The organism is Cupriavidus taiwanensis LMG 19424 (assembly GCF_000069785.1).
In the GTDB taxonomy this organism is placed as follows: domain Bacteria; phylum Pseudomonadota; class Gammaproteobacteria; order Burkholderiales; family Burkholderiaceae; genus Cupriavidus; species Cupriavidus taiwanensis.
The window spans coordinates 1,867,943-1,894,799 of the sequence record NC_010530.1; the positions used below are offsets into that span (position 1 = coordinate 1,867,943).

Consider the following 26,857-nt stretch of genomic DNA (forward strand, 5'->3'; position numbering starts at 1 on the left):
CATGACCACGGGCCGCGGCACCGGCCTCGCCCTTGGCCATCATTCCATCTTGAGTCCCACTGTCCGGGTCATGGACTGGTAGGTCGGCCAGGTGCGCCCGATGAACCGTTGCAGCGCTTCGCCGGTCAACGGCGTGTCCTGGCTGCCAAGCTGCTCGCGCACATTCCTGACGGCCTCCGACTCCGTGACCGACTGCCGTACCAACGCCGCCAGGCTGGCGACGATGTCGGCAGGCAGCCCGGCGGGTCCCAACAGCATGTTGCATTCCGCCAGATTGCTGAAAACCGGGTCGGAGATGCCTTCATCGGCCCAGGTCGGTACCCCGGGCAGCTTGGCAGAGCGCGGCCCGGAAATCACCAGCAGCGGCTTGAGCCCGCCGGACGCCAACCCACCTGACATGCCGAGCAGCGAACCGGCGCCGATATCAATATGCCCGGCAAGGAGGTCGCCGATCATCGCCCCCGTGCCCTTGTAGTTGATGATGTCGAGCTGGGCCCCGGTCAGCTTCTTCAGCTGGGCCACCATCAGTTGCCAGCCCGAGCCGATGCCGTAGTTGCCGACGCTGACCGGCCGCTTCTGCGCCAGCGCGATCAGTTCCTTGAAGGTGCTGGCGGGCAGCCCCTTGGTCGCCACCATCACGCCGACGCCGGTACTGATCGACGCGACCGGAGTGAGGTCGCGCGACGGGTCGATGGGCGGCTTCTTCAGCAGCACCGGCGCCTGCGCCAGCTGGCTGTGCAACGTACAGAGCAGCGTGTATCCGTCGGGCTTGGCACGGGCCACGGCCTCGGCGGCGATCATGCCGATGCCGCCTGGCTTGTTTTCAACCACTACCGGCACCTTGAGCCTGGCGGAGAAGAACTCGGCGAACGCGCGCGCAGTGCTGTCGTTGGACGAGCCCGGCGCCTGCGCCGCGATGATGCGGATGGGACGCGAGGGCCAGTCGTTGGCAAGCGCGTGGCGTGGCATCAGCCAGGGCAGCACAGCCGCCCCCGCCGCGGCGCCGAGCAGTTGGCGCCGGCGCAGGTTGACGGTATCCGCGGCCAAGTCGTTGCCCGGACCAGGTATGGAATGCATGGGTCTTCTCCCGAATGCTTCAAGCCCGCGCCCGCGATGGCCGCGGGCACTCTGGCCGCGGCAAGGCGCCACGGCCGGCACGGATGGCATGCCGCTACATGCCGATCAGGTCGGCGCGCTGCACCAGGTTCCTGACGATGCGGACCGAGGCGATGTCGATCATCTTGCCCTCGTACTGGACCGCGCCCAGGCCTTGCGACAGCGCTTCGTCATAAGCGCGGATCATGTCGCGGGCACGCGCCACGTCGGCAGCGGCCGGCGAAAAGACATCCTGTGCCAGTTCGACCTGCGACGGATGGATGGCCCACTTGCCGACCATGCCGAGAATCATGGCGCGGCGCGCTTCCTCGCGGAACGCGTCGGGGCTGCGGAAGTCGGCGAACGGGCCATCGACGGCATCGAGCCGGTGGGCGCGCGCGGCAATCGTCAGCCGCTGGCGCTGGTAGTGCCAGATGTCGCCCGGATAGCCGCCGCTGCCGCCGCTGCCGCCGCTGCCGCCAATGTCGCGCATCGACACGCCCTGGCTGGCCGAGTAGTCGCCCATGCCGAAGATCAGGCATTCCAGCCGCGGCGTCGACGCCGCGATGGCTTCGACGTTCATCATTGCCTCGACCTCCTCGATCAGCACGTCGATGCCGATACGGTGGCGCAGGCCGAGCTTCTTCTCCATCATCGACAGCAGCTTGTCGACGAACTGCACATCCGCCGCCGACATGGCCTTCGGCAGCATGATGACATCGAGGTTGCGGCCGGCGCCTTCGACCACTTCGATGATGTCCTCGTAGGCGTACTCGGTGGTCAGGTCGTTGATGCGCACGCAGCGCGTGGTGCGGCCCCAGTCGAGCCCGTTGAGCGCATCGACGATCTTGCGCCGGGCCGGGCGCTTTTCGCTGGGCGCGACGGCGTCTTCCAGGTCGAGGAAGACGAAGTCCACGCCCATGCCCGCGGCCTTGGCCATCATCTTCTCGCTCGAGCCTGGCACCGACAGCTGGCAGCGGCGTAGCCGCTTGATTTTCTCCTGCATGATGTTGTCTCCTGCTTGTTGTACTAGTGTTGTCTGTCAGTCATGGCGGCGTGCCCCTACTGCACCACGCCCTGCGCGCGCAGCACCGCGATCTCGCCGGCATCGAAGCCGAGGTCGGCCAGGGTGCAGTCGGTATGCTCGCCGGTCATGGGCGCCCGATGCCGTACGCCTCCGGGTGTGGCGCTCATGCGTACCGGACTGCCGGCAATCGTCAGCGCGCGCGCTGCGCCGGGCTGCTCGGCCTCGACCAGCATCCCGCGGATGCGGAAATGCGGATCGTCAAAGATGTCGGCGGCATCGAACACCGGCCCGAACGGCACCTCGCCGCCCAGCATCCCGGCAAGCGCGCGCTTGGTGTGGCGCACGGTCCAGTCGGCGACCGCCTGCTCCACCTCGGCGCGGTGGCGAACGCGCAGTTCGTTGGTGGCAAAGCGCGGATCGTCGGCCCATGGCGGATGGCCCATCCGTTCCACCAGCAGCCGCCAGAAGCGGTCGTTCGGCACACCCAGGCTGATATAGCCATCGCTGGCCGGGAACAGCCCGAACGGGCACAGCAGCGGATGGCCGTTGCCCTCGGGTCCCGGCGCCTGCGCCGAGGCGCTGTACTGGAACACCATGCGCTCGCACACGGCCAGCACGGCGTCGACCATGGCCACATCGACGAACTGGCCGCGACCGGTGCGCTGCGCATGCCAGCACGCCGCCGCAATGCCGTAGGCCAGGAACATGGCGGGCACGATATCGCCGACGCCCGGGCCGATCTTGGTCGGTGCGCCGCCGCGCTGCGGTCCGGTAATCCCCATGATGCCGCCCATGGCCTGCGCGACGGGATCGTACGCGGGCCAGCCGGCGTAGGCGCTCTCGCCGCTGCGCGGGTCGCCGAAACCGCGCAGCGCCGCGTACACCAGCTTCGGGTTCTCCTCTGCGAGCCGTTCATAGCCCAGCCCGAAGCGTTCCATCACGCCGGCGCGGTAGTTCTCGACCAGCACGTCGGCGCCGCGCACCAGCCGCAGCAAGGTCTCACGCCCGGCGGGCTGCTTCAGGTCCAGCACCAGCGATTCCTTGTTGCGGTTGATCGAGCCGAAGTAGCCGCCAAAGCCGCCTGACTCCATCCGCAATGCGCCGTCGAGATGCGGGCCGTTGCGCCGGGTCTGGTCGCCGCCGGGCGGCTCGATCTTGATCACGCGCGCGCCTTGGTCGGCGAGCATCATCGAGCAATAGGGGCCGGCCAGCATCTGGGTCAGGTCGAGCACCACCATGCCATCGAGGGCGCCCCTGGTGCGGCCATGCGCGCTCATCGCCCGCCCCAATGGCTCTTGCGCTTGACCAGCGCGGTACGCTCCGCCTGCACGCAGAGTTTGTCGTCCTGGTTTACGCCGTAGTGGCGGAAGCGGATGATGCCGGCATCCTCGCGGTCGGAGTCCTCCTTGCCCAGCACCTCGGTGAAGGCGTAGAGCGTGTCGCCGTGGAACACCGGATGCGACAGGCGGATCTTGTCCAGCGTCAGTTCTTGCAGGCATTGCTCGGCGGTGTCCTGCGCCGCAAGCCCGAGCACCATCGACAGGTTGATCCCGCCGAAGACCACGCGCTGCGCGAAGATGCCGCCGGCGGCACGCCGCATCGCGTCTTCGTTGAAGTGCCCTTCGGCCGTATTCATGACCATGTTGGTCAGCATGACGTTGTCCATCTCGGTCACCGTCTTGCCGCGCGCATGGCGGATCAGCATGCCGGGCTCGAAGTGCTCGAAGTACCCGTCGGAGCTGGTGAGTGCGCAGGGTTTCATGCGGCCTCCTTCGACTGCCGGACCTGCCCGCCGAAAGCGCGACCGGCGATCATGCCCTCGACCTCGGACTTGCCGAGCAGGCTGTTGGCGATGATGCGTTGCTGGATCTCTGAAGTGCCTTCGAAGATCTTGGTGAGGCGCGCGTCGCGCCAGTAGCGCTCGACCGGGAACAGCTTGGTATAGCCCGCGCCGCCGAAGATCTGCAGCGCCTGCGAGGTTACGCGCTCCGCCATCTCCGAGGCGAAGTACTTCACCATCGACGCCTCCTTGTCGCAGCGGCGCCCGCTGTCGATCTCATTGCAGACGAAATAGAGCAACTGGCGCGCGGCCTCGATCTCGGTGGCCATGGTGGCGATCTTGAAGCGGATCGCCTGGTACTCGGCAATCGGCATGCCGAACTGGCGGCGCTCCAGCGAATAAGCGACGGCGTCTTCCAGCGCGCCCTGCGCCAGCCCGATCGCACGCGCCGCGGTATGCGCGCGGGCGCCCTCCAGCCCCTTGGCCATCAGCAGGAAGGCCTTGCCCTCCGGGCCCATCAGGTTGCGCTTTGGCACGCGCACGCCGTCGAGCGCCAGCTCGAAGGTCTTCCAGCCGAAATACCCGATCTTGGGGATCGGCGAGCCGGTCATGCCGGGCGGAAAGCCGCCGCGCTGCTTCTCGATCATGAAGCACGAGATGCCTTCCCAGCGCTTGTCGGGCGAAGGCGGCGCGGAAGTCCGCGCGAACACGATCAGGTAGTCGGCGCCGTCGGCGAAGGTGCACCAGTACTTGTTGCCGGTCAGTACCCATTCATCCCCGTCCAGCTCCGCGCGGCACGAGATCGAGGCCAGGTCGGAACCGGTATCCGGCTCGGACAGCGCGCTGGCATTGAGGAATTCGCCGCGCACCACGCGCGGCAGGTATTCGCGCCGCATTTCCTCGGGCATCGACTTCATGATCCAGCCGCCCTGCGCACGCGCCACGATCGACGCCACCGACATCCAGCCGCGCGACAGCTGCTCGCAAATCAGGCAGTACTCGAAGATGCCGAGGCCCAGGCCGCCGTACTCCTCCGGGATGGTGATGCCGAAGTAGCCCATCTCGGCCATCTTGTCGCGCAGCGACATCGGGATCTCCGCATCCGGGCCGTCCAGCGCGTTGGCCACCGGCAGCACCTCTTTCATGGTGAATTCGCGCGCCGCATCGCGGATCATGCAACGCGCTTCCGTCATGTAACCCAGACCGTCTCCTGACATGCTTATCCCCTCGTCCTGACCAAATTGGTACGCTTGAACTCGATCACTGCATCGCCCTGCTGATTGGTGCCCCGCGTGTGCCACGTGACGATGCCGTAGCCGGGCCGGTTGCTCGCCAGCCTGCGCGACACCACCACGGAGCTGGCATAGAGCGTCTCGCCGGGGTAGACCGGCCGCAGATAGGCCAGCTCGTCGACCCCGAGAAAGGGACCACCGCCCTCGGACAGGTCCTCCACCGACAGGCCGAACACGGTGTTGAACACCAGCAGCGGATTGACCGGCACGCCGGGGTGCCCGTTGGCGCGCGCCACCGCCTCATTGGTGTATTGCGGGTTGTAGTGCAGCGTCAGCACCGAGAACATGGTGTTGTCCGCCGCGGTGACGGTACGGCCCCAGTGGTGGTCGAAGCGCCGGCCCGGCTCGAAGTCCTCGTAGCGGTTGCCGCGGGCGCGCAGCCTGGCCTCGGCTTTCAGGTGGGCAACTAGCGGATCGACGGGAATCTCGGGGGCGCACTCAATAGCGGGATCGATGGTTGTCATTGCATTGCCTCAAACAAGGGTTCGACGGAAGGAAGCCGGTCCAGCGTGTCGACCACCGACACCAGCTTCGCGAACTTGGCCGCGCCGATGCGCGGCACGACGATGGCCTGCGCCTTGTCGACCAGGCGGCGCCACTGCATGGCAAGGTCGTCGGCCGGCACCGCGACATTGGCCTCCGCGCGCAGCGTGCGGCCGTCGCGCGTCACGATCTCGACCGTGGCGGCGTTGCGGTCGGGACCCGGCACGACCTGCAACCCGATCCGCTGCCGCGCCCTGACATAGCGCGGCGCGAGCGCGGTCTCGGGCGAGTACAGCGCGAGCGACGCCGTAGGCGCGCCGTCCATCGCCAGCGCCGCCAGATGCTGGATCGCGAACTTGATCTCCAGGCCGGTCTGCGGGTTGGCGATATCGCACACGCCGCGATGCGGGCCGGACACGAAGATGGTCATCGACTCGAGCGCGTCCAGGTCGATACGATGCTCGCGACAAGCCTGGCGCACGGCTTCGATGGTGGAATGCGTGAGGTAGCAGGACGCATGGAACTTGAACAGGGTGCGTTCGATCGCCATGCCCGCGCGACGCTCGAACGTGGGCGGGAACGCCAGCGCTGCGGGCGCCTGGGTGCGGCCGAAGCCCTGCTCGCACTCGATGCCGCTGGCATTGGCCGTGAAGCCGCGCGCGGCCAGGCGGGCCGCGATCACGCCGTTCATGGCGGCCTTGCCCGCGTGCAGCGGCTTGGCCATGGTGCCGAACATGCATTTGAGCCCCGCGGCCTGCGTCGCGGCGAGTCCGAGCGCATGGGCCGTGCGGACCGGATCGAGGCCCCCCAGCCGCGCGCAGGCGGCGGCGGCGCCCAGCGTGCCGGTGGCGCCGGTCGGGTGCAGGCCGAGGCGATACTGCTCCTCCCCCACCACCTCGCCGATCCGGCTTTCGACTTCATGGCCGAGGATCAGCGCGCGCAGCAGTTCCTTGCCGCTCGCGCCGGTCACCTGGGCCACCGCCAGCGCCGCGGGTGCCACCGGCACGGTCGGGTGTCCTCGCATCGCCGAAGCAACGTCGTCGAAGTCCAGGGCATGTCCCGCGGCGCCGTTGATCAGCGCGGCCTGCGCCGGTTCGGCCCGCAGCGGGCTACCCACCAGCGCGCACGGCAAGTCGCGCAGGCCGGCATATTCGGCGACGAGCATTTCGACCAGCGGCTCGCGCGCGGCGGCGAGGGTCACCGCGATCCAGTCGAGCATGGCATGGCGTGCCCAGGCGAAGGCCGGCCCGCCAAGCTCGGCATCGTCGACCGTGCTGGTCCAGTCGGCCAGCGCCCGGGTGAAGCCGGTGCGGTCCGTGGTGTTGTCGAAGGTATGGTCAGGTTCCACCGGAAGCATCGCCGCATCGGCCGGCGCCATGTTGTTGTCGATGGACCCAGTATTGGCGAAGGCCGGCTGGCGCTGCATCACATATGTGATGAATGCCGGCCGCTGACATCCATCACATATGTGATGGATGTGCGGGCGTGCGTGACCGAAACTTTCTTCCGTGGCCATGCGGGGCGCCCGTGCCGCGCATGGCCGCTGCATGGCCGCCTTATTCGCCTTCGTCCACCTTTCGCGTCCACGACGCCATCACTGATGACCATGACCAAGCCCGCACCCCGCCGCTCCGTGCTGTATGTGCCTGCCACCAACACCCGCGCCATCGAGAAAGCCCGTCACCTGCCCTGCGACGCCATCGTGTTCGACCTGGAAGACGCCGTGGCCCCGGCGATGAAAGCCCAGGCCAGGGACAACCTGGCCAGCGCGTTTGCCGCGCAGCCGTTTACGGCGCATGAAACGGTGATCCGGGTCAATGCGCTGGCAACCACCGAGTTCGATGCCGACCTGCGCGTGACCGCCTCCTGCGGGGCCGATGCCATCCTGCTGCCGAAGGTCGACACCGGTGCGGACCTGGAGCGCTTCGCCGCGGCCATCGGCGCCATCGCCAATGGGCCGGCGCCCAGGCTATGGGCCATGGTCGAAACCGCTGCCTCGATCCACCATATCGACGGCATCCTGCAAGCCGGCCAGCGCCGGCAGGTGCGACTCGACTGCCTGGTGGTGGGCACCAATGACCTGGCCAGGGAAACCGGCGTTTATCCGGGCGACAACCGCGGGTACCTGCTACCCTGGCTGATGTCGGTGGTGCTGGCGGCAAAGCGCTACGGCACGGACGTGCTCGACGGTGTGTGGAATGACTTCGGCAACCGCGCCGGCTTCGACCATGAAGTGCTGCAGTCGGTCAGGATGGGTTTTGACGGCAAGACACTGATCCACCCGTCGCAGGTCGATCCGGCCAATGCGGCGTTCACGCCGTCGGACGCCGCCACGGCCGAGGCGCAGGCGATCGTCGCGGCCTTCGCGCGGCCCGAGCATGCCGCTGCGGGCGTAATCAACCTGGAGGGACGCATGGTCGAGCGCCTGCACCTGGAACAGGCCACGCGCCTGCTGGCGCGCCTCGATGCCATCCGGGCGCGCGGGGAACGGCCCGGCCGCTGAACGCGCGCGCCGGCGCTCAACAGTCCTGCGCCACGGCCAGCACCGCGGCCAGCAGTTTTTTCCGGCGCGCGTGCAGGCGCGCCACCGGGCCACCGGTGCCGATGCCCAGCCATTGTCCGCGGATGGGTGTGGCCATCAGCGTGGCAATCACGCCGGCCCCCGGCGTGGCCAGGCTGGCCGATTCGTAGTAGCCCTGGCGACGCGCCAGCTCGACTTCGCGCAGGATTTCGGCGGGCCGTGCCGGGGGCTCGCCGGTGTCCGCCTCGGCGTTGTAGCGGCGCAGCAGGCGTCCGATCTGCTCGTCGTCCATGCGGCTCATCAGCATGATGCCGATCGCGGTGCGATGCATCGGCCGGACGATGCCCGACGCAACCGACAGACGCAGCGCATGGCTGGATTCGATCACGGACAGGTATTGGAGCATGTTGCCGCTCTGGCGGCCCAGCAGCACGGTTTCGCCGGTTTCGCTCGACAGCCGGCGCATGGCGTCGTGCACCGATGCGCCCGCGCCTTGCCTGCGCGTGGTCCAGCCGCACAGGAAGGCGACTCGCACCGACGGGCAATAGGTGCGCAACTGCGCGTCGAACTCCATGTAGCCGCGCGCGACCATGGTCCGCAGCAGCATCGAGACACTGGACTGCGGGATGCCGAGGCGCTCGGCGATCTCGCCGACGCGCAGCGGCCGTCGCACGCGCTCGAACAGTTCCAGCAGGTCGAACACGCGATTTGCCGACTTGACCATGCCGCTGTCCATAGCCGTCCCTCCCTGGCGCGCGCCTGCTCGGCGCTGCGTTGCCGTGCCTGGACTGTCCGGCGTCGCTCACGTGCTTGCCGTTTCAGCCCCCTCCCCAACATCGCCATGGCGATGGGTCTTCTACAGCAACCACTCCCCGATCATTCGCAGGATTTCCGCCTTCACGGCGGCCGGGTCCATGGAGGCCCGGTTCAGGCGATGCACGGAGATACCGCGCAGCAGGCTCATCAGGATGAAGGCCGCGGACTTTGCATCAACGTCCGCGCGGATCTGCCCCAGGGCCTTGGCCTCGTTGAGCTTGTACTCGACGTAGGCCATGTTCTTTTCATTGTAGTCGTGGACAAAGCCGTGCAGCGGCGAGTCGGCCACTGAAGAGTCGAGCACGATGAAGAACATCGCGCGGATACTGTTGACCGCGCTTTCCGGGCGCTGGGTGTAGGCATCCACCAGCGAATAGATGCCATGAATGCCACTGGTATCGCTGCCGTCCTTCTTGCGCTGGGCATTGAATTCACGCGACAGGTGTTCCAGGCACTCCGCCAGCAGCTTTTCCTTGGAGCCGAAGTGGGTGTGCGCCAGGCCGCGGCTATAGCCGGCCTTGGTGCCAACTTCATTCATCGTCAGCCCCGCCAGGCCTTTTTCGGAAATCAGCTCGATAGCGGCCTGCACCATGCGGCTGACGGATTCCTCACGCCGTTGCTCCTGGGTGCGACTGGATTGCGGTTTCATGGGTAGGGAAAGTAAAGTCGCGCGCGGTCCAGATTGTACCGAAGGGAAAGGGACACTTTCCAGCCTGCGCCCGCGCGCAGCCAGCATGCGCCGCTGCCGCGCATGCCGGCCGCCGCGCTTGCAATGGCCGGCATGGCGACGGGCCGTGCGGCTCAGGCAGGCTGGATATTGGCCTTTTCCGCCACGCGCTTGAAGCGCTGGTATTCCGCGCGCTGGAAGTCGCCCAACTCGCCAAGCGCCTTGCTCAGGAACGTACCCGCGCGCTTGGCCTGGTACGCCTTGGCCTCTTCCGTCTTCTGGGCGGCCGCAATTGCCGCGGCAAGCTCCTTGAGCTTGTCTTGCGGGGTGCCGGCCTTCATCGAGAACGACGACCACACATAGGACTCGAAGTCCGCATAGCCTGCCTCCTTCATGGTCAGGACATCGGGCAGAAGCTTGTCGCGCACCGCGCCGGTGATGGCGAGCACGCGCAGCTTGCCGGCCTTTGCCATGGGCGCGATACCGGTGATGTCGTTCAGCGCGATATCCAGCCGGTTGCCGACCAGGTCCGTCACCATGGGTGCTCCGCCCTTGTAGGGCACGGGCGTGGTCTTGATGCCGGTGGCCTGGGCCAGCCACTCGCCGACCAGCCGGTAGCCCTCGGAATAGTTGCCCACTGAAATCGGCTTGCCGCTGGCCTTGTAGCGGGCAACCACGTCCGCAATGGTGTGGTAGGGCGAATCATTGCCGGTCACAAAGGCCGCTGCGGAGATCGCCAGGCCGTGCAGCGGCACCAGGTCCTTGAACGGGTCGTAGCCGAGGTTCTTCACCATCACCGGATTCACCGCGATCAGCGAGTTGCTGCCGAGCAGGATGGTGTTGCCGTCCGCGGGCTCGGACAGCACGGTGCGTACGGCGATCAGGCCGCTGGCCCCGGGCTTGTTTTCCACCACGATCGGACGCCCCAGTGCCTTGCCGATCTGCTCGGCGTAAAAGCGCGCGCCCTCGTCCGAGCCGCTGCCCGCCGTGAACGGCACGATCACGCGAATCACCTTGCCCTGCGCTCGCGCGATGCAGGGAAATCCCAGCGCTGCCGCGCCCGCCAGCAGGGTGGCGCCAAATTGTCTGCGTTGCATGTCCTTGTCTCCGTTTGTCGAGGTTCCTTGCCTGCCCTGCAGGCGTCAGTCTGCAAAGACCGGGGGGCGCCTTTCCGCCATGGCCCTCACCCCTTCGGCGATGTCCGGCCCGGCAAACTGGACGGCCTGCTCCGCGCTCTCGCGCGCGATCGCGTTGCGGATGTGGCTGAGCGAATCGGCTTTGAGCGTCTGGCGCGTCGACTGCAGCGCGCGCGGGGACGAGGTGGCCAGTTCGCGCGCCAGCGCAAGCGCCGCCGCTCGCACTTCGTCCCTGGGCACGATGAAGTCCACCAGCCCCATCTCCCTGGCGCGGGCGCCGTCGACGCGGGTGCCGGTGTAGAGCATCCAGGCCGCCATCTGCTTGCCGATCAGCGCGGGCAGCGTGTACGAGAGCGCAAACCCGGGGTGAAAGCCGAGACGGTTGAAGTTGGCGGAAAAGCGGGCCTCTGTGCACGACACGCGAAAATCCGCCGCCAGCGCCAGGCCCAGGCCACCACCCACTGCCGGCCCCTCGATCGCCGCCACGATCGGCTTGCCGAAGCCGAAGATGCGCAAGGCCTCGAGGTAGATCGGATTGATGCGCGAGGCGCTGCGCGGCGCCGCGGCGCCGTCGCGCCGCGAAAAGTCCGCGCCCGCGCAGAACGCGCTGCCGCCCGCTTGCAGCAGCACCGCGCGGCAAGTCTTGTCGTCCTGCAGCCGGTCCAGCTCGTCAGCGATCCGGGCAATCATGTCGACATCGAAAAAGTTGTGCGGCGGGCGGTTCAGCTCAATGATGGCGACATGGCCATCGCGGCGGGTCAGGATGACCGTATCGGGCATATCAGACATGGGTTGCGCTCCTTGCTGCCGGCATGTAAGCGGCGTGAGGGGCAGCCGGGCTTGCCGAGGCGTCACCGCACGGTAGCGTGCGCGCCGTCAGGTGCGGCCAGAACTGCTCGGAGCCTGCCCGGATAAAGGCTTCGCCAAGGCGCTCGGCCCATTCGGTGCTGGTGCCGGCCTCGGCGCGCCAGGCCCACAGGCGCCGGGTGGCGAAGTTCAGCGGATATTCGTAGGTGAAGCCGATGGCGCCATGGACCTGGTGCGCGATCGAGGCCCCCGTGCGGACCGCGTCGCTGGTCGTTACCTTGGCCACCGCGGCGCTGAATTCCGCCTGCGGCGCGCTGTGCTGGTGGATCGCAGGCAGGTCGCGCAACGCGGTGGCGGCCGCCGCATAGCTGCACGCCACCTCTCCGGCCAGCACGGCGAGCTGCTGCTGGATCGCCTGGTTCTTGCCGATGGGCTTGCCGAACTGCACGCGGTCCTGCACATACTGCACTGCCAGGTCGAGCGCGTATTCCAGCGCGCCCGTCAGCTGCGCGGCGATGGTGGCGGCGTAGAACACCTCCAGCGGGCGGCTCAGGCCCGCAATGCCGGCAGCCAGCGCATGCGCCGCCGGTGCCTGGTCCAGCACCACCGTATCGGCCGGCAGCGATGCCGCATCGGCTTTCGGTTCGATCCGCACGCCGGGTCCGTTCGCGTCGACCAGGCACAGCTGACCCGCTGCCTCGATCACCAGCCAGTGGGCATGGCGCGCCCATTTCACGGCGGTCATCGTGCCTGAGAGGGTGGCGGGCGTACCGGCTCCATGGTTCGTCCATACCAGTGACCGCGCCTGCGCGCCCGCTGCGAGGGCGAACACGGTGTCGGCTGCCAGGTCCAGCCCGCAGCGCGATGCCAGGTACTGGCCCACCACGGCCTGCGCCAGCGGCACCGGCGCCTGGGTGTAACCCACCTGGTAGAAAAGGGGCAACGCCTCGGGCCAGGACGCCTCGATCCCGCCGTGGGCCTCGCGGCACAGGATCTTGGTCATGCCGCTTTCGGCAATGGTTTGCCACAGCGCGCCGGCGAATGCGCCGGCCTCGACCGCCGTCAGCAGTTCGCGGCTCACCTCGTTGGCCAGCAGTCGCTTGACGGTCTCTTCAATCATGTTGTCGCTCATCGCAGCCCCAGTCCTTTCGCAATAATTCCGCGCAAAATCTCTCTCGTGCCCCCGCGCAGCGAGAACGACGGCGCCGCCAGCGTTACCAGGTTCAGCACCTGGTCGAACTCGCTGCCGTCGCCCAGCCGCTCGGGAAACACCTCATAGGCAATGTCGGGCAGCGACTGCTCCAGCAGCGCGCCCTGATCCTTGACGATGGAGGCGGCCAGCGACGGGTCCTGCCCCTCGGCCATCATCAGCGCGATGCCCTGCGACATCTGGCGCAAGGTGGCGTAGCGCGCAATCACCTTGCCGATGGCCACGGCCTGCTGGCGGTTGCCTGTCTCCGCCGCATCGAGCATCTCCAGCAGCAGCTGCGTGCCGCTCAGGAAGCGCTCGGCGCCGGAGCGCTCGTACTTCAGCTCGTTGATGACCTGGCTCCAGCCCTTGCCTTCTTCACCGACGAGGTGGTCGTCGGGGACGAAGACATCGTCGAGGATCACCTCGTTGAAGATGCGCGTGCCCAGTTGCGACACGATCGGGCGCACGGTCACACCGGGGCGGTCCATCTCGATGAAGATCTGGCTCATACCGGCATGGCGGTCGTCGCCGCGCTCGCTGGTGCGCACCAGTGCCACCATGTAGTGCGCATGGTGGGCGCCCGACGTCCATACCTTGCGGCCATTGATCTTCCAGCCCCCTTCCACCTTGGTGCCGCGGGTACGGATGGAGGCCAGGTCCGAGCCCGAGTCCGGCTCGCTCATGCCGATGCAGATAAAGGCCTCGCCGCGGCGGATCTGCGGAATGATTTTCGGAGCAAGCTGGTCGCGGCTGTAGCGGATCAGCAGCGGCCCCATCTGCCGGTCCGCGGCCCAGTGCGCGCCCATTGGCGCGCCGACGGCCAGTAGTTCTTCCAGCATCACATAGCGCTCCAGCATGCTCTTGCCGCCGCCGCCGACGTCGGTCGGCCAGGTCATCCCAAGCCAGCCCTGCTCGCCCATCTTTTTCGAGAACTCGGGGTCGCGCCCGGCCCAGTTGTGCGCACGCTCGACGCGGGAATACCGGGTCATGTGCGCTTTGGCAAACGCCCTGGCCTCCGCGCGGAGCGCTTCGCATTCCGGCGGCAAGTCGCCTACCGTGATGTGCAACGTATCCATGTTTATCCTTACTTGCTTGCGAACAAGCAACACTTTATAGTGAACCCATCGAATCCGCTCTAGGTAATTACGAGGAGAAGCCAGTCCACCATGAAAGCAAGCGACACGACCGACCCGACCCAACCGCAAGCCGCCGCGCCGCGAGGCCCGCTTGCCGGTATCCGCGTGCTGGACCTGACCGCCGTGGTGCTGGGTCCGGTGGCGACCCAGGTACTGGCCGACTACGGCGCGGAGGTGATCAAGGTAGAGCCGCCCGAGGGCGACCTGATGCGTGCCAACGGCGTAAGCCGCACGCCCGGCATGAGCTCGACCTTCATGAATATCAACCGCAACAAGAGTTCGGTCTGCATCGACCTGAAGACGGAGCAAGGCAAGGCGCAGTTGCGCCATCTGATTGCCCGCTGCGACGTGCTGGTGCACAACATCCGCGTCAAGGCGATCCAGCGGCTGGGCTTTGACTACGATGCGGTGGCACGGATCAACCCGGACATCATCTATTGCGCCGCCACGGGCTTTGGCGAGGGTGGCGCCTTTGCCGGCCAGCCCGCCTTCGACGACATTATTCAGGGGGCCTGCGGCCTGGCCCATCTGGTGGGCCACGAGAGCGGCGTGCCCGACTATCCGCCCACGCTATTGGCCGACAAGATCGCCGGCCTGGCCACGGCCAACGCCATCCTCGGCGCACTGGTGCACAAGGCCCGCACCGGCGAAGGCCAGTACGTGGAGGTGCCGATGTTCGAGACCATGGTCGCCTTTACCATGACCGAACACCTGGGCGGCCATGGGTTCCATCCGCCCATCGGCGATGCCGGCTATGCGCGGCTGCTCAAGGGCGGGCGCAAGCCCTCGCCGACAAGGGATGGCTATATCGCCGTGCTGCCCTACACCGAGCAGCACTGGAAGGCCTTCTTCCACCGCTTCGGGCGCGGCGAGTTCATCGACCGGTTCAATATCAGCAGCCGCATAGAGCGCAACAAGAACATCCAGGCCATCTACGCGGAGTTGCGCAAGATCACCGCGCAATACACCACCCGTGAAATGATGGACGTTTGCCGGGAGATGGACATCCCGGTCGCGGAGATGTACTCGATCCACACCATCCAGAACCATCCCCAGGTGCAGAGCACAGGCTTGTTCCAAACCATGACGCACCCCACTGAAGGCGAAGTGGTGACGACCAGGCCGACAGCGCTTTTTTCGAGAACGCCTGCCTCCATCTATAAGGCCGCTCCCAATCTGGGCGAGGATACCGAGCGTATCCTGAACCCCGCGCCGTGACGCAATGGAAGGATCGGACAACGCTCGCACTCAGGGCAGTGCCAGCCTGTCATGCGGCGCCGGGCAGCGTTAGCGGGCGCTGGCGTCCCTGGGCGCGCTGCCGGCAGACCTGGCCCAGCCTGCCGGCACGCCCGGACGAAGGCCGCACCCGCCGACAGGCCGGAGACTAATTCCGCGTCAACACCCGCACCGGCCCGCGCCGGTCCAGCACGTCGACCACCACGCGCTCGCCGGAACGCCGCACCGCCACGTCGGCGCTGCCGCCACCGACCCCCAGGTTGCGGAACACCACCTCGTCCAGGAACGGGGGCAGCGACGGGTTCTCGAAGGTGATGGCCGGCTCCTGCGTGTCGAAGTCCAGCCCGAGGCAGGCCTGCAGCATCAGCAGCGGCGCCGCCGCGGCCCAGGCCTGTGGCGCGCATGCTACCGGATAGAAGGTCGGCCCCTGGCTGCGCTGGCGCGAGAAGCCGCAGAACAGCTCGGGCAGGCGACGCAGGTCGATATAGCTGGAGGCCGCGAACAGGCCCTCGAAAATGCGGCTGGCCTCCTGGTGGTAGCCGTAGCGCGCCATGCCCGCCGCGATCAGTGCATTGTCGTGGGGCCATACCGAGCCGTTGTGGTAGCTCATCGGGTTGAAGCGCGCCGCGTCCGCGGCGACGGTGCGTATGCCCCAGCCGCAGAATGACGTGCTCTGCATCAGCGCGGCCACCACGGACGGCACGCGCTCCGGCAGCGCGATGCCGGTATAGAGCGTATGTCCCGCGTTGGAGGCGCGGACGCGGCACGGCTGCTTGCTGCCATCCAGCGCCAGCACATAGGTGCCAAGCGCCGGATCATAGAACCGCGCGTCGAAGGCGTCGCGCAGCACTTCCGCCCTGGCGGCATAGCGGGCCGCGCCCTCGCTGTCGTCCAGCGCCGCGCATATCTGCGCCGCGGCCTGCCACGCGCCATAGGCGTAGGCCTGGACTTCGGCCAGCGCGATCGGGCCGGCGGCGAGCCGCCCGTCCTCGTGGAACACCGAATCGCGGCTGTCTTTCCATCCCTGGTTGATCAGGCCCTCCGGCGACAGCCGGCCGTATTCGACGAACAGGTCGCCATCGCGGTCGCCATGATCGCTGATCCAGCCCAGCGCGGCCCGCAGCCGCGGCCACAAGCCGCGGATGGTGTCGAGGTCGCCGGTGCGCCGCAGATACGCGCCCGCCAGCAGCACGAACAGCGGCGTGGCGTCGACGCTGCCGTAGTACAGCGCGAACGGCACCTCGCCTAGGCGGGCCATTTCGCCATGGCGCATCTCGTGCAGGATCTTGCCTGGCTCGGCATCGGCGCCGGGGTCGACCGATTCGGCCTGCATCGCGGCAAGGTACTGCAACACGCCGCGGGCAATCTCGGGATCGAGCCATAGCGTCTGCAACGCGGTGATCAGCGCATCCCTGCCGAACACCGTGCTGAACCACGGGATGCCGGCATACGGGTAAGGCCCATGCACGGTGTTGGTCAGCAGCATGTACAGGTCGGAGACGCTGCGCCGCGCGACTTCGTTAAACAGCTCATTCGACGTGCTGATCGACGCCGCACGCCCCGACGAGCGTCGCAGCTCGCGCCTCGACTGCAGCAGCGCACCCAGAAAGGACTGGCTCTCGCGCTCTTCCCGGTCCACCGACTTGCAACGGATTTCCATGCGCAGCAGCTGCATGCACGAGGGCTTGAGCAGCAGCGTGAAGCTGGCACGGCTGCCGCTCAGCGCCTGCGGCACAGGATCGAACGAGAGGCGGGTTTCGCGCAGCGCCTGGTCCAGCCCGGTATAGCTCAGCGTGACCGCGGCGTTTTCGACTTGCGGTGCGTGCAGGGTGCCGCGCCGCAACCGCTGCGTGCCGCGCACTTCGAACAGGTCGGCAAAGTCCGCATCGAAGGCAATGTCGATGCACACGCGCCGCGGCCGGTCGTCGAAGTTGCGCACGCTCAGCCGTTCATAGCAGGCGCCGTTCCACAGGAAGCGCGACCGGCGCAGGTGGATCAGGTCATGCTCCAGCCATAGTCCGCCCTCCTGGTCGAACAGGTCCGGATTGGTCAGGTCGCACGTCAGCGCGGCATTGTCGTCGCGCAGCGTGGACGACAGCAGCATCGGGCGCTGGCCTTCCACCGTCAGGCGCAGGAAGGACAGATGGCGGGTATCGAAATGGAACAGCCCCTCCGGGCTGCCCGGCGCGCCGATTGCGTCGCCGTTATGGTCGAACAGCGCAAAGGTGTCGCCATGCTTGAGCGTGCGCGGGCGCCGCTCCTGCAGCGACGCGGCTGCGGGAATATAGAACTGCGCAACGTCGCCGGCGCCGGCGACCGCCACCGAGCGGTTGGGATGTTCCGTGGAATCCGCAGGCATGAGGAGTTCCTCCAGCAGGAGTCGTGATGGGTTACGCGAGCGCCAGTCCGCCGGCCTCGCCATGTGCCTCGCCGGCGTCGCCGGGGTCTGGCAGGCCCAGGTAGATGCGCACGTAGTCGCGCGCCATCCGCTCGGCGGTAAAGCGCGCCTCGAACGCGGCGCGCACGCCGGCGCGCGGCAGCCTTGCCACGTTGTCGACGGCGGCCACCGCTTCGTCGACGCTGTGCACGACATAGCCGCTCACGCCGGCCTCGATCACCTCCGGCACCGAGCCGCAGGCGAACGCAATCACCGGCGTGCCGCAGGCCATGGCCTCGATCATCACCAGGCCGAACGGCTCGGGCCATGCGATCGGGAACAGCAGCGCGCGCGCGTTGCCAAGGAAGGCCGATTTGGCGGACTCGTCGATTTCACCGACGTACTCGACGTTGGGGTGCGCCGCCACCAGCGGACGGATCACCTTCTGCCAGTAGGCGCGGTCGATACGGTCCACCTTGGCCGCCATCTTCAGCGGCAATCCCGCTCGCTCGGCAACCTCGATGGCGTGGTCGGGACGCTTCTCCGGCGAGATGCGGCCGAGGAATGCCAGGTAATCGCCCGCGGGATTGGCGCAGTAGTCCAGCACAGTCGCGGGAATGCCGTGGTGCACCGTACCCACCCAGTTGACCGGTGGCATCGGCGCGCGCTGCGCATCGGAAACCGACACCAGCGGAAACTGCCGGAAATGCGTGTAGAAGGTCCGCAGTTCAGGCAGGTCCAGCCGGCCGTGCAAGGTTGTCAGCGCCCGCACGGGCAGGCGCCGCAGCAGCGGGAATTGCAGCATGTCGATATGGAAATGCAGGACGTCGAAGCGCGTGGCGGCCGCCATCACGCGGTCCAGCATCATCACGTAGTAGGGCAGATGGTCGCCGGCGCCGGCATGGCGCAGTGCCATGTCGCAGCAAGGCACCAGCTCGGCACGCGTGGCCGAGTCACCGCTGGCGAACAGCGTGACCTCGTGGCCCTGGCGCACCAGTTCTTCCGTCAGGTAAGACACGATGCGCTCGGTTCCGCCATACAGGCTCGGCGGACAGCGCTCGGCGAGTGGTGCAATCTGCGCAATCTTCATCGGCGGTCCCCCCGTGTGATCAGCAAACTGCAGGGTGGATTGCCGCGACAGTGCCTGGGCTGATGAAGGCACCATAGAAAGCGGCGGCGGCTTTTTCAAGCTGGTCCGGACCATGCAGGGCAGGCATGGAAACCATGCGGCACGGCCATGGTGGCGGTCCTTGCAGTCAGGACTTACCCGGAGGCGCGGCGGCTCCTATTTCGCGCTGCGGAATAGCGAGCCGCTTTCCTTGACGGTGCCCGCGGGCCTATGCAAAAGTCGGCGAAAACGAACGATCGTGCGGGAATACTTCCCGACACGGCGTCACCGGGCGGCACCGCCGTCCGGCTTGCCGGGCGGCCATCGCGCCGCATCGCACAGGAGACACCGCCATGCAGCTTTTGCAGCATCCCATTGCGCACCGCGATTGCCACGGCACGCACGTGAACCTTGCGCGCCGGCGTACCGGTGCCGGCACCACCGCACGCGCGATTGCGCGCATCCCGGTCCGACAGCCCGCGCTGCGGCCGGCCTGACCCCCGAGCACCGGATTTGGATCCGCGCGGCCGCGCCTGGCGCCGCCGCGACGGAACACGCGCGGCCATTGCCGCCGCGTGCCTGGTTTTTCGAACCGTACGAGGTACCCCCGTGGCATTGTTCCTTCAACAGATCCTGAACGGCCTGACGCTGGGCGGCGTGTACAGCCTGGTGGCGCTTGGCCTGACGCTGGTCTACGGCATCCTGCACGTGCCCAATTTTGCGCATGGCGCCTTCTACATGGCCGGCGCCTACGTGTCGTACTACCTGATGACCGCGCTGGGCGTGAACTACTGGCTGGCGATGCTGGGCGCCGCGCTGGCGGTGGCGGTGCTGTCGATGCTGGCCGACCGGCTGGTGTTCCACCCGCTGCGCAACTCGCCCGAGCTGCACGACATGATCGCCGCCATCGGCATCCTGCTGTTCCTGGAAGCCGGCGCGCAGGCGCTGTGGGGCGCGGACTTCCACCGCATGCCCACGCCCTATGGCCAGATCGTCGATGTGTTCGGCCTGACCGCGCCGCTGCAGCGTCTGCTGATCATCGGCGCGGCGTTTGCGCTGATGGTGCTGCTGCACCTGTTCCTGACGCGCACCATGACGGGCGCCACCATCATGGCGATGGCGCAGAACCGCGAAGGCGCGGCACTGGTCGGCATCGACGCCACGCGCGTGACGCTGCTGGTCTTCGCCATCTCGGGCGCGCTGGCGGCGATCGCCGCCACGCTCTACGCGCCGATCAACCTGGTCTACCCCAGCATGGGCAACCTGGTGATCACCAAGGCCTTCGTCATCATCATCCTCGGCGGCATGGGCAGCATCCCCGGCGCAATCGTCGGCGGACTGATCATCGGCATGGCCGAGAGCTTCGGCGGCTTCTACGTTTCCACCGACTACAAGGACATCATTGCCTTCGTGCTGCTGGTGGTGATCCTGTCGATCCGGCCGCAGGGCCTGTTTGCCGGCAAGGCAGCCTGAGGAGTCCAAGACATGAAAGCACTGCAAGGAAAGACCGGCTGGACACTGTTGCTGGCCCTGGCCATCGCCTTCCCGCTGGTCACGCCCAACAGCTACTACCTGACCGTGATGACGCTGGCCTTCATCTATGCCATCGCCACGCTCGGGCTGAACCTGATCACCGGCTATACCGGCCAGCTGAACCTGGCGCACGGCGGCTTCATGGCCATCGGCGCCTACACGCTGGGCATCCTGACCGTGGACCACCAGGTGCCGTTCTGGCTGGCCTTCGTGCTGGCCGGAGTGCTGTGCATGGTGCTGGGCTACGTGGTCGGCGTGGTGTCGCTGCGCCTGAAGGGCCATTACTTCTCGATCTTCACCATGTGCGTGGGCTACATCATCTATCTGCTGATCGAGAAGTGGGAAAGCCTGACGCACGGCACCGTGGGCCTGATCGGCATCCCGGTGCCGGCGGCGATCGGGCCGCTCAGCTTCGACAGCGTGCAGGCGCAGTATTACCTGGTGCTGGCCTTCCTGGCGCTCGGCGTCTTCCTGATGCACCGCATCGTCACCTCGCTGCTGGGCCGCAGCTTCATGGCCGTGCGCAACAGCGACGCGCTGGCCGAGGCGCTGGGCATCAACCTGATGCGCACCAAGGTGCTGTCGTTCGTGCTGTCGGTGGGCTACGCCGGCTTCGCCGGCGCGCTCTACGCGGGCCAGGTGCGCTTCCTGGGCCCTGACATCGCCCGCACCGACCTGACCTTCGACATGGTGATGTCGATGCTGGTGGGCGGCATCGGCACGCTGTTCGGGCCGCTGCTGGGCGCGGTGCTGGTGCCGTGGATCACGCAGTCGCTGCAGTTCATGCAGGACTATCGCATGCTGGTGTTTGGCCCGGTGCTGATCCTGCTGATCATCTTCGTGCCCGACGGCATCGTCGGCTCTTACCTGAAGAAGCAGGCGCGCAAGGCCGCCGCCGAACGGCGCGGCAAGCTGGCCGCGCAACCGGGCGCGCACGGCGCGGCACAGCCCGCCGCAGCGCCCGTCCCCACCACCCGCGCCGGAGCCGACCATGCTTGAGATCCGCAACCTGACCAAGAAATTCGGCGGCCTGACCGCGGTGCACGATGTCTCGGTGACCTTCGAGCAGGGCCACATCAACGCCATCATCGGCCCCAACGGCGCCGGCAAGACTACCTTCTTCAACCTGGTCGCGGGCACCCATGCGCCGTCCTCCGGGCAGATCCTGTTCAAGGGCCAGGACGTGGCCGGGCTGCGTGCCGACCAGATCGCGCGCCTCGGCGTGGCCCGCACCTTCCAGGCCACGGCGCTGTTCGACCGCGCCACGGTGCTCGACAACCTGATCGTCGGCCATCGCCTGCGCACCCGCTCCGGACTGGGCGACGTGCTGTTCAACACGCGGCGCCTGCGCGAGGAAGAGCGGCTGTGCCGCGACAAGGCCGAGGCCGCGCTGGACTTCGTCGGCCTGTCGCACCTGGCGCACGAGGTCGCGGCCGATATCACGCAGGAGGCGCGCAAGCGCGTGGCGTTCGCGCTCGCACTGGCGACGGACCCCGAGCTGCTGCTGCTCGACGAACCCGCCGGCGGCGTCAACCCGGAAGAAACCGTCGGCCTGGCCGAGCTGATCCGCAAGATGGTGCGCCATGGCAAGACGGTCTGCCTGATCGAACACAAGATGGACATGATCATGCGGCTGGCGGACAAGATCATGGTGCTGAACTACGGCGAGAAGATTGCCGAGGGCACCCCCGCGCAGATCCAGCAGGATCCGCATGTCATCGAGGCCTACCTGGGAGCCGACCATGTTGCAGCTTGAACGCGTCTCGCTGTCGTACGGCAGCTTCCGCGCGCTGGACAACATCACCCTGCACGCCGGCGCCGGCGAACTGGTGGTGCTGCTGGGCGCCAACGGCGCCGGCAAGAGTTCGATCTTCCTGGCAATGAGCGCGATCCACCGCATCAGCGGCGGCAGCATGCGCTTCGACGGCCGCGAGCTGTCCGGCATGAAGCCGTCGCAGATCGTGCAGGCGGGCCTGGTGCATTGTCCGGAGGGCCGCAAGCTGTTCCCGGCCATGAGCGTGGAGAAGAACCTGGTGCTGGGCGCCTACGTGCACCGGCGCGACGGCGCCGGCATCCGCAAGACGCTGGACGAGGTCTATGAACTGTTCCCGATCCTGCGGCAAAAGAAGGATGACCCGGCCGGCTCGCTGTCGGGTGGGCAGCAGCAGATGGTGGCGCTGGGACGCGCGCTGATGAGCCGCCCGCGTGCGCTGCTGCTGGACGAACCGTCGCTGGGCCTGGCGCCGCTGGTGGTCAAGCAGATGTTCGAGATCATCCAGCGCATCAACCGCGCGGGAACCACGGTGCTGCTGGCGGAACAGAACGCCTATGCGGCGCTGGGGATTGCGCATCGCGCCTATGTGATCGAGAGCGGAAGGATAGTGATGGAGGGGGATCGGGATGCGTTGCTGAAGGATGAAGGGATTCGCAAGGCGTACATCGGGGGGTAGCCGGCAGGCTCGACGCGATGAGCTTGCTGTACCGCAAGCATGCTCCCTCTCCCGCTTGCGGGAGAGGGGAGAAAACAAGCGGTCGGCCAGAGATGGCAGATCGAATAGATGCCGTACTTTCAGGAGACAACACCATGCAACACAACCTCATGCGCCGCATCTTCCCGTTGGCCGCCACCGCCGTGGCCGCGATGCTGGCATCGGGCGCCGCGCTGGCGCAGGAAGTCGTCAAGATCGGCTACACCGGCCCGCTGTCCGGCGGCGCCGCGCTGTATGGCAAGAACGTGCTGTCTGGCGTGCAGATGGCGGTGGACGAGATCAATGCCTCGGGCCTGGAAGTCAAGGGCAAGAAGGTGAAGCTGGAAGTGGTGGCGCTGGACGACAAGTATTCGCCCGCCGAGGCCGCCATCAACGGGCGCCGGCTGGTGCAGCAGCACAAGACCCCGGCGGTATTCGTGCCGCATTCGGGCGGCATCTTCGCGCTGCAGGCCTTCAACGAGCAGGAGAAATTCCTGGTGATGGCCTACTCCAGCGTGCCCCGCATCACCGATGCCGGCAACAAGCTGACCATCCGCATCCCGCCGGCCTATACGGGCTATATCGAGCCGTTCATCAAGGCGCAGATGAAGCGCTACGGCAAGAACGTGGCGCTGGCGCCGGCCGACCACGACTACGCCAAGGCCTGGGTGCAGGCCTTCCTGCCGGCGTGGGAAGCCGCGGGCGGCAAGGTGGTGGCGAACAACCCGATGTCGTATACCAAGGCCACTGACTTCTACAGCGGCGTGTCGCGCGCCATCAGCGAAAAGCCGGACGTGATGTTCGTCGGCGGCCCGTCGGAGCCGACCGCGCTGGTGGTCAAGCAAGCGCGCGAACTCGGCTTCAAGGGCGGCTTTATCGTGATGGACCAGGCCAAGATGGACGAGATGGCCCGCGTCACCAACGGCCTGGGCATGCTGGAGGGCTCGATCGGCGTGCTGCCGCTGGTCAATGACAGCCGCCCCGCAGCGCAGGCCTTCAACGCGCGGTACAAGAAGCTGCATGACGGGCGCGATGCCACCACCGAGATGTCGCTGAACTACACCATGGTGTATGCGCTGGCCGGCGCGATGAAGCTGGCGGGTACCACCAGCGACGCCGCCGCGATCCGCGCGAAGATGCCGGATGCGGTCAAGGGCCTGGCCAAGGAGGTCAATCCCAACGAAGTCGACGGCATCGACGCCAAGGGCGGCTCGATGGCCGACACCGTGGTGGGCTGGGTACAGAACGGCAAGATCTCGCAGGTCCGCTTGTCCGAGCTGGCCAAGTAAAGCGAGAAACGCTGCCGGTACTGCACCGCGTAGCAAACCCCGGCATGCCGACAGGCATGCCGGGGTTTTTCATTGCGGCGCTCGGGCGCGACTAGCGGCGGTCGCCGTCGCGGCCCTGGCGCGCCTCCATCTGGCCACGCTCGTGCTGCGCGCGTTGCTGCTGTTGCATCTGCCGCTGCTGGTCCATTTGCTGGCGCTGGTGCTCCTGCATCTGCCGTTGCTGCTCGTGCATCTGACGTTGCTGCTGCTCGGCCTGCCGCTGCATGGCTTGCTGGCGCTGCTGCTCCTGCATGGCCCGCTGCTGCTCCTGCATATGACGCTGCTGCTGCTCGGCCTGCCGCTGCATCGCCTGCTGGCGCTGCTGCTCCTGCATGGCCCGCTGCTGCTCCTGCATCTGACGCTGCTGCTGCTCGGCCTGGCGCTGCATGGCCTGCTGGCGCTGCTGCTCCTGCGCCGCGCGCTGCTGCTCCTGCGCCGCGCGCTGCTGGTCCTGCATCTGCCGCTGCTGGTCCGCGTGCCGCTGCATGGCCTGCTGGCGCTGCTGTTCCTGCGCCGCGCGCTGCTGGTCCTGCATCTGCCGCTGCTGGTCCGCCTGCCGCTGCATGGCCTGCTGGCGCTGCTGCTCCTGCACCGCGCGCTGCTGGTCCTGCATCTGCCGCTGCTGGTCTGCCTGGCGCTGCATGGCCTGCTGGCGCTGCTGCTCCTGCGCCGCGCGCTGCTGGTCCTGCATCTGCCGCTGCTGGTCCGCGTGCCGCTGCATGGCCTGCTGGCGCTGCTGTTCCTGCGCCGCGCGCTGCTGGTCTTGCATCTGCCGCTGCTGCTGTTCGGCCTGGCGCTGCTGCCCTTCCTGCATCTGCCGCTGCTGCTCGAAGCGCTGGCGCTGCATCTCCTGCGACTGGCGCCCCGCATCGGGGCGTTCCTGCCCGTCGGCCCATTGGCGCGGCGGCATGCGCTGCTGGCGCTGCTCTTCCAGCTGCCGTTGCTGCTCGCGCAGGGCGCGCTGCTGCTCCATCTGCTGGCGCTGCAGCGCCTGCTGCTGCTCGCGCTGCATGGCCTGTTGCTGCCGCTGCGCGTCGCCTGCCACGCCCGGCTGCCCGGCAAACCCGCGCGCCTCGTCGGGCCGGTTGCTCTGGCCACGGCCAGGGCCGCGCCAGGGCTCACCCCGGGCCTGTGCATCGTTGCGATCCGCGCGGCCGTCGCCGTCGGCATCGATACGCCCCGGGCGCGGCTGGACCGGAGCGTGGTCGCGCGATGCGATCGCGGCCTGGCTCATGCGCACGTCCGGCACCGGCCGTGCGTCGCGGCCGGGCCGGCGCTCGTTGCCGCCGCGCCAGGCCGGGCCGGCACCGGGCACGACCCCGCCCTCGCGCGCAAAGCGCCGGGCCAGGTCTTCCGTGGCCGGGCGGCCCGGCGGGCGCGCGGCGATGGCCTGGCGTTCAAAGCCATGGCGCGCCTGCGGCGGCAGCGGCCGCGGCGGCGCAGCGCCCACCAGGCTGCCCTTGACCGGTGCCACCGGCGGCGCGCCATGGGCCTCGCCCGCCGGCACGTTGCGCCATTCGGGGCGATGCAGGCCGCGCGCGGGGCGCCCTTCGACAAAATTGCGCGCCGGCATGCCGGTGATGGCGCCGGGCACGGTGCGATTGACGTAAGGCGGCGGGCGGCGGTCGCCCATCACGAAGTTGTTGACCGTCACCCGGTTGATGCGCGCCACGTAGGTGGGACTGGCGCGATAGACCGGCCGGTAGGCGTCGCGCGGCCCCAGCGGATACCAGGCCACGCCCGGCCCGCTGCCTGCGCGCACGCTCCAGCCGGGCCCGGCGGCGCCGACAAAGGCCACCAGCGCCGGGGCATAGCATGGACGCACGCGCGGCCCGGGGACCCAGCCCCAGCGCGAGCCCACATAGGCCCAGCGGCCATAGTGCGAGGGCGCGAAGCCCCACGGCGCATCGTCGATCCAGGTCCAGCCCCAGGGCGCGATCCAGGCCCAGTGGCCGGTGCTGTACGGCGCCCATCCCGCGCTGACCACGCGCGGGAACCAGATCGCGCCGTAGCCCGGGTCTTCCTGCCAGTCGCCATAGCCGTCCAGCGCGGCGTAGCCCGGCATCTCGCGCGGCACGTAGCGCGCCGACGGCGAAGCGTCTTCGCGTGCGTCGCGCGCCGCGGTCCAGCGGTCGAAAGCATCTTCGGGCACCGGGCCGCCGCCCGCATCGGCGAGGTCGGTGCCGGCAAAGCGCATGCGGTCGCCGCGCTGCAGCTCGATCGTGCGGCTGTCGCCGTAGACCACCGCGCTGCCATGGCGCAGGGTCACGGTGGTGGTACTGCCGTCGGGCGCCACGTCCAGCCGGTAGTCGCCCGGTTCGCGCGGCACGAAGGCCAGGTTGGGGGTATCGACCTCGACCGTCTGGCCCGGCGGCAGCGCGCGCACGCGCACCTGCAGCGTGCCCTGCGTCAGCTTGACCTGCGTGGTGCTGTCGTCCAGGTTCAGGATGCTGGCGGCGGAGGCGCCGCCCATGCGCAGCGCCACCGTGCCGGCGTGCAGCTCGGCGCGTCCGCCCGGCTCCATCCAGAGCCGGTCGCCGGTGGTCACCGGCCGGTTCAGCCCGGCCGCGGCCCAGGCGTCCGAGCCGGCGGGTGCAAAGCTCAGGCTGCCTTCGACCGCGGTCAGCGTGGCAATGCGCGAGGAAGGATCGGCCTGCTGCAGCGCGGCGTCGGCAACCGGCGCATCGAGATAGGGTTCACCCGGGGTGGCGGGGGCCTGCGCCAGTGCAGCAGCCGCCACGGCAAGGCTGGCCACGGTTGCCAGCGCGGTCAGCGCCAGCCGGCCGCCAGGGCGAGGCGGAATCAAGCCAGCGGATTGGGAAGGATCGGACATGGAAGGCAGGAGCGGGACAAGA

General features: G+C 67.9%; 24 protein-coding genes. 8 read left to right on the plus strand and 16 right to left on the minus strand.

Features of this window, described 5'->3' with window-relative positions; translation table 11 throughout:
* Positions 1-39: 39 nt before the first annotated feature.
* From RALTA_RS23965 to RALTA_RS23995, 7 genes are all read right to left on the minus strand, one after another.
* On the minus strand, positions 40-1,077 hold the full coding sequence (locus RALTA_RS23965) for a Bug family tripartite tricarboxylate transporter substrate binding protein (RefSeq protein ID WP_050976520.1): 1,038 nt from the start codon (positions 1,075-1,077) through the stop codon (positions 40-42).
* A gap of 94 nt (positions 1,078-1,171) precedes the next feature.
* Positions 1,172-2,101 (minus strand): HpcH/HpaI aldolase/citrate lyase family protein, encoded by a 930-nt coding sequence (locus RALTA_RS23970; RefSeq protein ID WP_012356541.1) that lies wholly within the window; start codon positions 2,099-2,101, stop codon positions 1,172-1,174.
* 56 nt (positions 2,102-2,157) lie between these two features.
* On the minus strand, positions 2,158-3,399 hold the full coding sequence (locus tag RALTA_RS23975) for a CaiB/BaiF CoA transferase family protein (protein WP_012356542.1): 1,242 nt from the start codon (positions 3,397-3,399) through the stop codon (positions 2,158-2,160).
* Positions 3,396-3,884, minus strand: a complete 489-nt coding sequence (locus RALTA_RS23980; protein ID WP_012356543.1) for a MaoC family dehydratase — start codon at positions 3,882-3,884, stop codon at positions 3,396-3,398. The genes RALTA_RS23975 and RALTA_RS23980 overlap by 4 nt, the downstream gene beginning before the upstream one ends.
* On the minus strand, positions 3,881-5,095 hold the full coding sequence (locus tag RALTA_RS23985) for an acyl-CoA dehydrogenase family protein (RefSeq protein WP_242405274.1): 1,215 nt from the start codon (positions 5,093-5,095) through the stop codon (positions 3,881-3,883). Before RALTA_RS23985 ends, RALTA_RS23980 begins: the two co-directional genes overlap by 4 nt.
* A 26-nt stretch (positions 5,096-5,121) precedes the next feature.
* Positions 5,122-5,658: a MaoC family dehydratase gene (locus RALTA_RS23990; RefSeq protein WP_012356545.1), complete on the minus strand. Its 537-nt coding sequence runs from the start codon at positions 5,656-5,658 to the stop codon at positions 5,122-5,124.
* Complete coding sequence (locus RALTA_RS23995; protein WP_012356546.1) at positions 5,655-7,103, minus strand: MmgE/PrpD family protein; 1,449 nt, start codon at positions 7,101-7,103, stop codon at positions 5,655-5,657. Before RALTA_RS23995 ends, RALTA_RS23990 begins: the two co-directional genes overlap by 4 nt.
* 174 nt (positions 7,104-7,277) lie before the next feature.
* On the opposite strand from RALTA_RS23995, the gene RALTA_RS24000 reads away from it, so the two are divergent.
* The gene (locus RALTA_RS24000; protein WP_197536825.1) at positions 7,278-8,180 is read left to right on the plus strand and encodes an HpcH/HpaI aldolase/citrate lyase family protein; all 903 of its coding nucleotides are present in this window, start codon (positions 7,278-7,280) and stop codon (positions 8,178-8,180) included.
* Between the two features lie 16 nt (positions 8,181-8,196).
* Here RALTA_RS24000 and RALTA_RS24005 read toward each other — a convergent pair whose 3' ends face one another.
* From RALTA_RS24005 to RALTA_RS24030, 6 genes are all read right to left on the minus strand, one after another.
* Complete coding sequence (locus tag RALTA_RS24005; protein ID WP_157877231.1) at positions 8,197-8,922, minus strand: IclR family transcriptional regulator; 726 nt, start codon at positions 8,920-8,922, stop codon at positions 8,197-8,199.
* Positions 8,923-9,054: 132 nt separating this feature from the next.
* Positions 9,055-9,750 (minus strand): TetR/AcrR family transcriptional regulator, encoded by a 696-nt coding sequence (locus RALTA_RS24010; RefSeq protein WP_242405275.1) that lies wholly within the window; start codon positions 9,748-9,750, stop codon positions 9,055-9,057.
* Between the two features lie 65 nt (positions 9,751-9,815).
* A complete protein-coding gene (locus RALTA_RS24015) occupies positions 9,816-10,778 on the minus strand; it encodes a tripartite tricarboxylate transporter substrate binding protein (protein WP_012356550.1) in 963 nt (320 codons plus the stop codon).
* A 45-nt stretch (positions 10,779-10,823) separates the two neighbouring features.
* A complete protein-coding gene (locus RALTA_RS24020; protein WP_012356551.1) occupies positions 10,824-11,597 on the minus strand; it encodes an enoyl-CoA hydratase/isomerase family protein in 774 nt (257 codons plus the stop codon).
* Position 11,598: 1 nt separating this feature from the next.
* On the minus strand, positions 11,599-12,744 hold the full coding sequence (locus RALTA_RS24025) for an acyl-CoA dehydrogenase family protein (RefSeq protein ID WP_242405276.1): 1,146 nt from the start codon (positions 12,742-12,744) through the stop codon (positions 11,599-11,601).
* 8 nt (positions 12,745-12,752) lie between these two features.
* Positions 12,753-13,892, minus strand: coding sequence for an acyl-CoA dehydrogenase family protein (locus RALTA_RS24030; protein WP_041232612.1), 1,140 nt, complete (start codon positions 13,890-13,892; stop codon positions 12,753-12,755).
* 90 nt (positions 13,893-13,982) lie between these two features.
* On the opposite strand from RALTA_RS24030, the gene RALTA_RS24035 reads away from it, so the two are divergent.
* Positions 13,983-15,170 (plus strand): CaiB/BaiF CoA transferase family protein, encoded by a 1,188-nt coding sequence (locus RALTA_RS24035; protein ID WP_012356554.1) that lies wholly within the window; start codon positions 13,983-13,985, stop codon positions 15,168-15,170.
* Between the two features lie 166 nt (positions 15,171-15,336).
* Here the strand turns inward: RALTA_RS24035 and RALTA_RS24040 are convergent, their stop codons facing one another.
* Together RALTA_RS24040 and RALTA_RS24045 are read right to left on the minus strand one after the other, a co-directional pair.
* Positions 15,337-17,547 carry an amylo-alpha-1,6-glucosidase gene (locus RALTA_RS24040; protein ID WP_012356555.1) on the minus strand — a complete coding sequence of 737 codons (2,211 nt, stop codon included), beginning with the start codon at positions 17,545-17,547 and terminating at the stop codon, positions 15,337-15,339.
* 31 nt (positions 17,548-17,578) lie between these two features.
* Positions 17,579-18,655, minus strand: coding sequence for a glycosyltransferase family 4 protein (locus RALTA_RS24045; RefSeq protein WP_012356556.1), 1,077 nt, complete (start codon positions 18,653-18,655; stop codon positions 17,579-17,581).
* Between the two features lie 371 nt (positions 18,656-19,026).
* On the opposite strand from RALTA_RS24045, the gene RALTA_RS30420 reads away from it, so the two are divergent.
* From RALTA_RS30420 to RALTA_RS24070, 6 genes are all read left to right on the plus strand, one after another.
* Positions 19,027-19,170, plus strand: coding sequence for a hypothetical protein (locus RALTA_RS30420; RefSeq protein WP_157877233.1), 144 nt, complete (start codon positions 19,027-19,029; stop codon positions 19,168-19,170).
* A 112-nt stretch (positions 19,171-19,282) separates the two neighbouring features.
* Positions 19,283-20,146, plus strand: coding sequence for a branched-chain amino acid ABC transporter permease (locus tag RALTA_RS24050; RefSeq protein ID WP_041232613.1), 864 nt, complete (start codon positions 19,283-19,285; stop codon positions 20,144-20,146).
* A 12-nt stretch (positions 20,147-20,158) separates the two neighbouring features.
* The gene (locus RALTA_RS24055) at positions 20,159-21,205 is read left to right on the plus strand and encodes a branched-chain amino acid ABC transporter permease (protein WP_012356558.1); all 1,047 of its coding nucleotides are present in this window, start codon (positions 20,159-20,161) and stop codon (positions 21,203-21,205) included.
* Positions 21,198-21,962 (plus strand): ABC transporter ATP-binding protein, encoded by a 765-nt coding sequence (locus tag RALTA_RS24060; protein WP_012356559.1) that lies wholly within the window; start codon positions 21,198-21,200, stop codon positions 21,960-21,962. The genes RALTA_RS24055 and RALTA_RS24060 overlap by 8 nt, the downstream gene beginning before the upstream one ends.
* Entirely contained in the window at positions 21,949-22,656 is a 708-nt protein-coding gene (locus RALTA_RS24065) for an ABC transporter ATP-binding protein (RefSeq protein ID WP_025585316.1), read from the plus strand. The genes RALTA_RS24060 and RALTA_RS24065 overlap by 14 nt, the downstream gene beginning before the upstream one ends.
* A gap of 134 nt (positions 22,657-22,790) precedes the next feature.
* Entirely contained in the window at positions 22,791-23,963 is a 1,173-nt protein-coding gene (locus RALTA_RS24070; RefSeq protein WP_012356561.1) for an ABC transporter substrate-binding protein, read from the plus strand.
* A 91-nt stretch (positions 23,964-24,054) separates the two neighbouring features.
* On the opposite strand, the gene RALTA_RS24075 is transcribed toward RALTA_RS24070, so the two are convergent.
* Complete coding sequence (locus RALTA_RS24075; RefSeq protein WP_041232614.1) at positions 24,055-26,835, minus strand: DUF6600 domain-containing protein; 2,781 nt, start codon at positions 26,833-26,835, stop codon at positions 24,055-24,057.
* Positions 26,836-26,857: the final 22 nt, after the last annotated feature.

Excerpts from the sequence above, each read along its gene's own strand:
- RALTA_RS23965 (WP_050976520.1), bottom strand. The coding sequence starts at position 1,077 with ATGCATTCCATACCTGGTCCGGGCAACGACTTGGCCGCGGATACCGTC.
- RALTA_RS23970 (WP_012356541.1), bottom strand. The coding sequence starts at position 2,101 with ATGCAGGAGAAAATCAAGCGGCTACGCCGCTGCCAGCTGTCGGTGCCA.
- RALTA_RS23975 (WP_012356542.1), bottom strand. The coding sequence starts at position 3,399 with ATGAGCGCGCATGGCCGCACCAGGGGCGCCCTCGATGGCATGGTGGTG.
- RALTA_RS23980 (WP_012356543.1), bottom strand. The coding sequence starts at position 3,884 with ATGAAACCCTGCGCACTCACCAGCTCCGACGGGTACTTCGAGCACTTC.
- RALTA_RS23985 (WP_242405274.1), bottom strand. The coding sequence starts at position 5,095 with ATGACGGAAGCGCGTTGCATGATCCGCGATGCGGCGCGCGAATTCACC.
- RALTA_RS23990 (WP_012356545.1), bottom strand. The coding sequence starts at position 5,658 with ATGACAACCATCGATCCCGCTATTGAGTGCGCCCCCGAGATTCCCGTC.
- RALTA_RS23995 (WP_012356546.1), bottom strand. The coding sequence starts at position 7,103 with ATGCAGCGCCAGCCGGCCTTCGCCAATACTGGGTCCATCGACAACAAC.
- RALTA_RS24000 (WP_197536825.1), top strand. The coding sequence starts at position 7,278 with ATGACCATGACCAAGCCCGCACCCCGCCGCTCCGTGCTGTATGTGCCT.
- RALTA_RS24005 (WP_157877231.1), bottom strand. The coding sequence starts at position 8,922 with ATGGTCAAGTCGGCAAATCGCGTGTTCGACCTGCTGGAACTGTTCGAG.
- RALTA_RS24010 (WP_242405275.1), bottom strand. The coding sequence starts at position 9,750 with ATGCTGGCTGCGCGCGGGCGCAGGCTGGAAAGTGTCCCTTTCCCTTCG.
- RALTA_RS24015 (WP_012356550.1), bottom strand. The coding sequence starts at position 10,778 with ATGCAACGCAGACAATTTGGCGCCACCCTGCTGGCGGGCGCGGCAGCG.
- RALTA_RS24020 (WP_012356551.1), bottom strand. The coding sequence starts at position 11,597 with ATGCCCGATACGGTCATCCTGACCCGCCGCGATGGCCATGTCGCCATC.
- RALTA_RS24025 (WP_242405276.1), bottom strand. The coding sequence starts at position 12,744 with ATGATTGAAGAGACCGTCAAGCGACTGCTGGCCAACGAGGTGAGCCGC.
- RALTA_RS24030 (WP_041232612.1), bottom strand. The coding sequence starts at position 13,892 with ATGGATACGTTGCACATCACGGTAGGCGACTTGCCGCCGGAATGCGAA.
- RALTA_RS24035 (WP_012356554.1), top strand. The coding sequence starts at position 13,983 with ATGAAAGCAAGCGACACGACCGACCCGACCCAACCGCAAGCCGCCGCG.
- RALTA_RS24040 (WP_012356555.1), bottom strand. The coding sequence starts at position 17,547 with ATGCCTGCGGATTCCACGGAACATCCCAACCGCTCGGTGGCGGTCGCC.
- RALTA_RS24045 (WP_012356556.1), bottom strand. The coding sequence starts at position 18,655 with ATGAAGATTGCGCAGATTGCACCACTCGCCGAGCGCTGTCCGCCGAGC.
- RALTA_RS30420 (WP_157877233.1), top strand. The coding sequence starts at position 19,027 with ATGCAGCTTTTGCAGCATCCCATTGCGCACCGCGATTGCCACGGCACG.
- RALTA_RS24055 (WP_012356558.1), top strand. The coding sequence starts at position 20,159 with ATGAAAGCACTGCAAGGAAAGACCGGCTGGACACTGTTGCTGGCCCTG.
- RALTA_RS24060 (WP_012356559.1), top strand. The coding sequence starts at position 21,198 with ATGCTTGAGATCCGCAACCTGACCAAGAAATTCGGCGGCCTGACCGCG.
- RALTA_RS24065 (WP_025585316.1), top strand. The coding sequence starts at position 21,949 with ATGTTGCAGCTTGAACGCGTCTCGCTGTCGTACGGCAGCTTCCGCGCG.
- RALTA_RS24070 (WP_012356561.1), top strand. The coding sequence starts at position 22,791 with ATGCAACACAACCTCATGCGCCGCATCTTCCCGTTGGCCGCCACCGCC.
- RALTA_RS24075 (WP_041232614.1), bottom strand. The coding sequence starts at position 26,835 with ATGTCCGATCCTTCCCAATCCGCTGGCTTGATTCCGCCTCGCCCTGGC.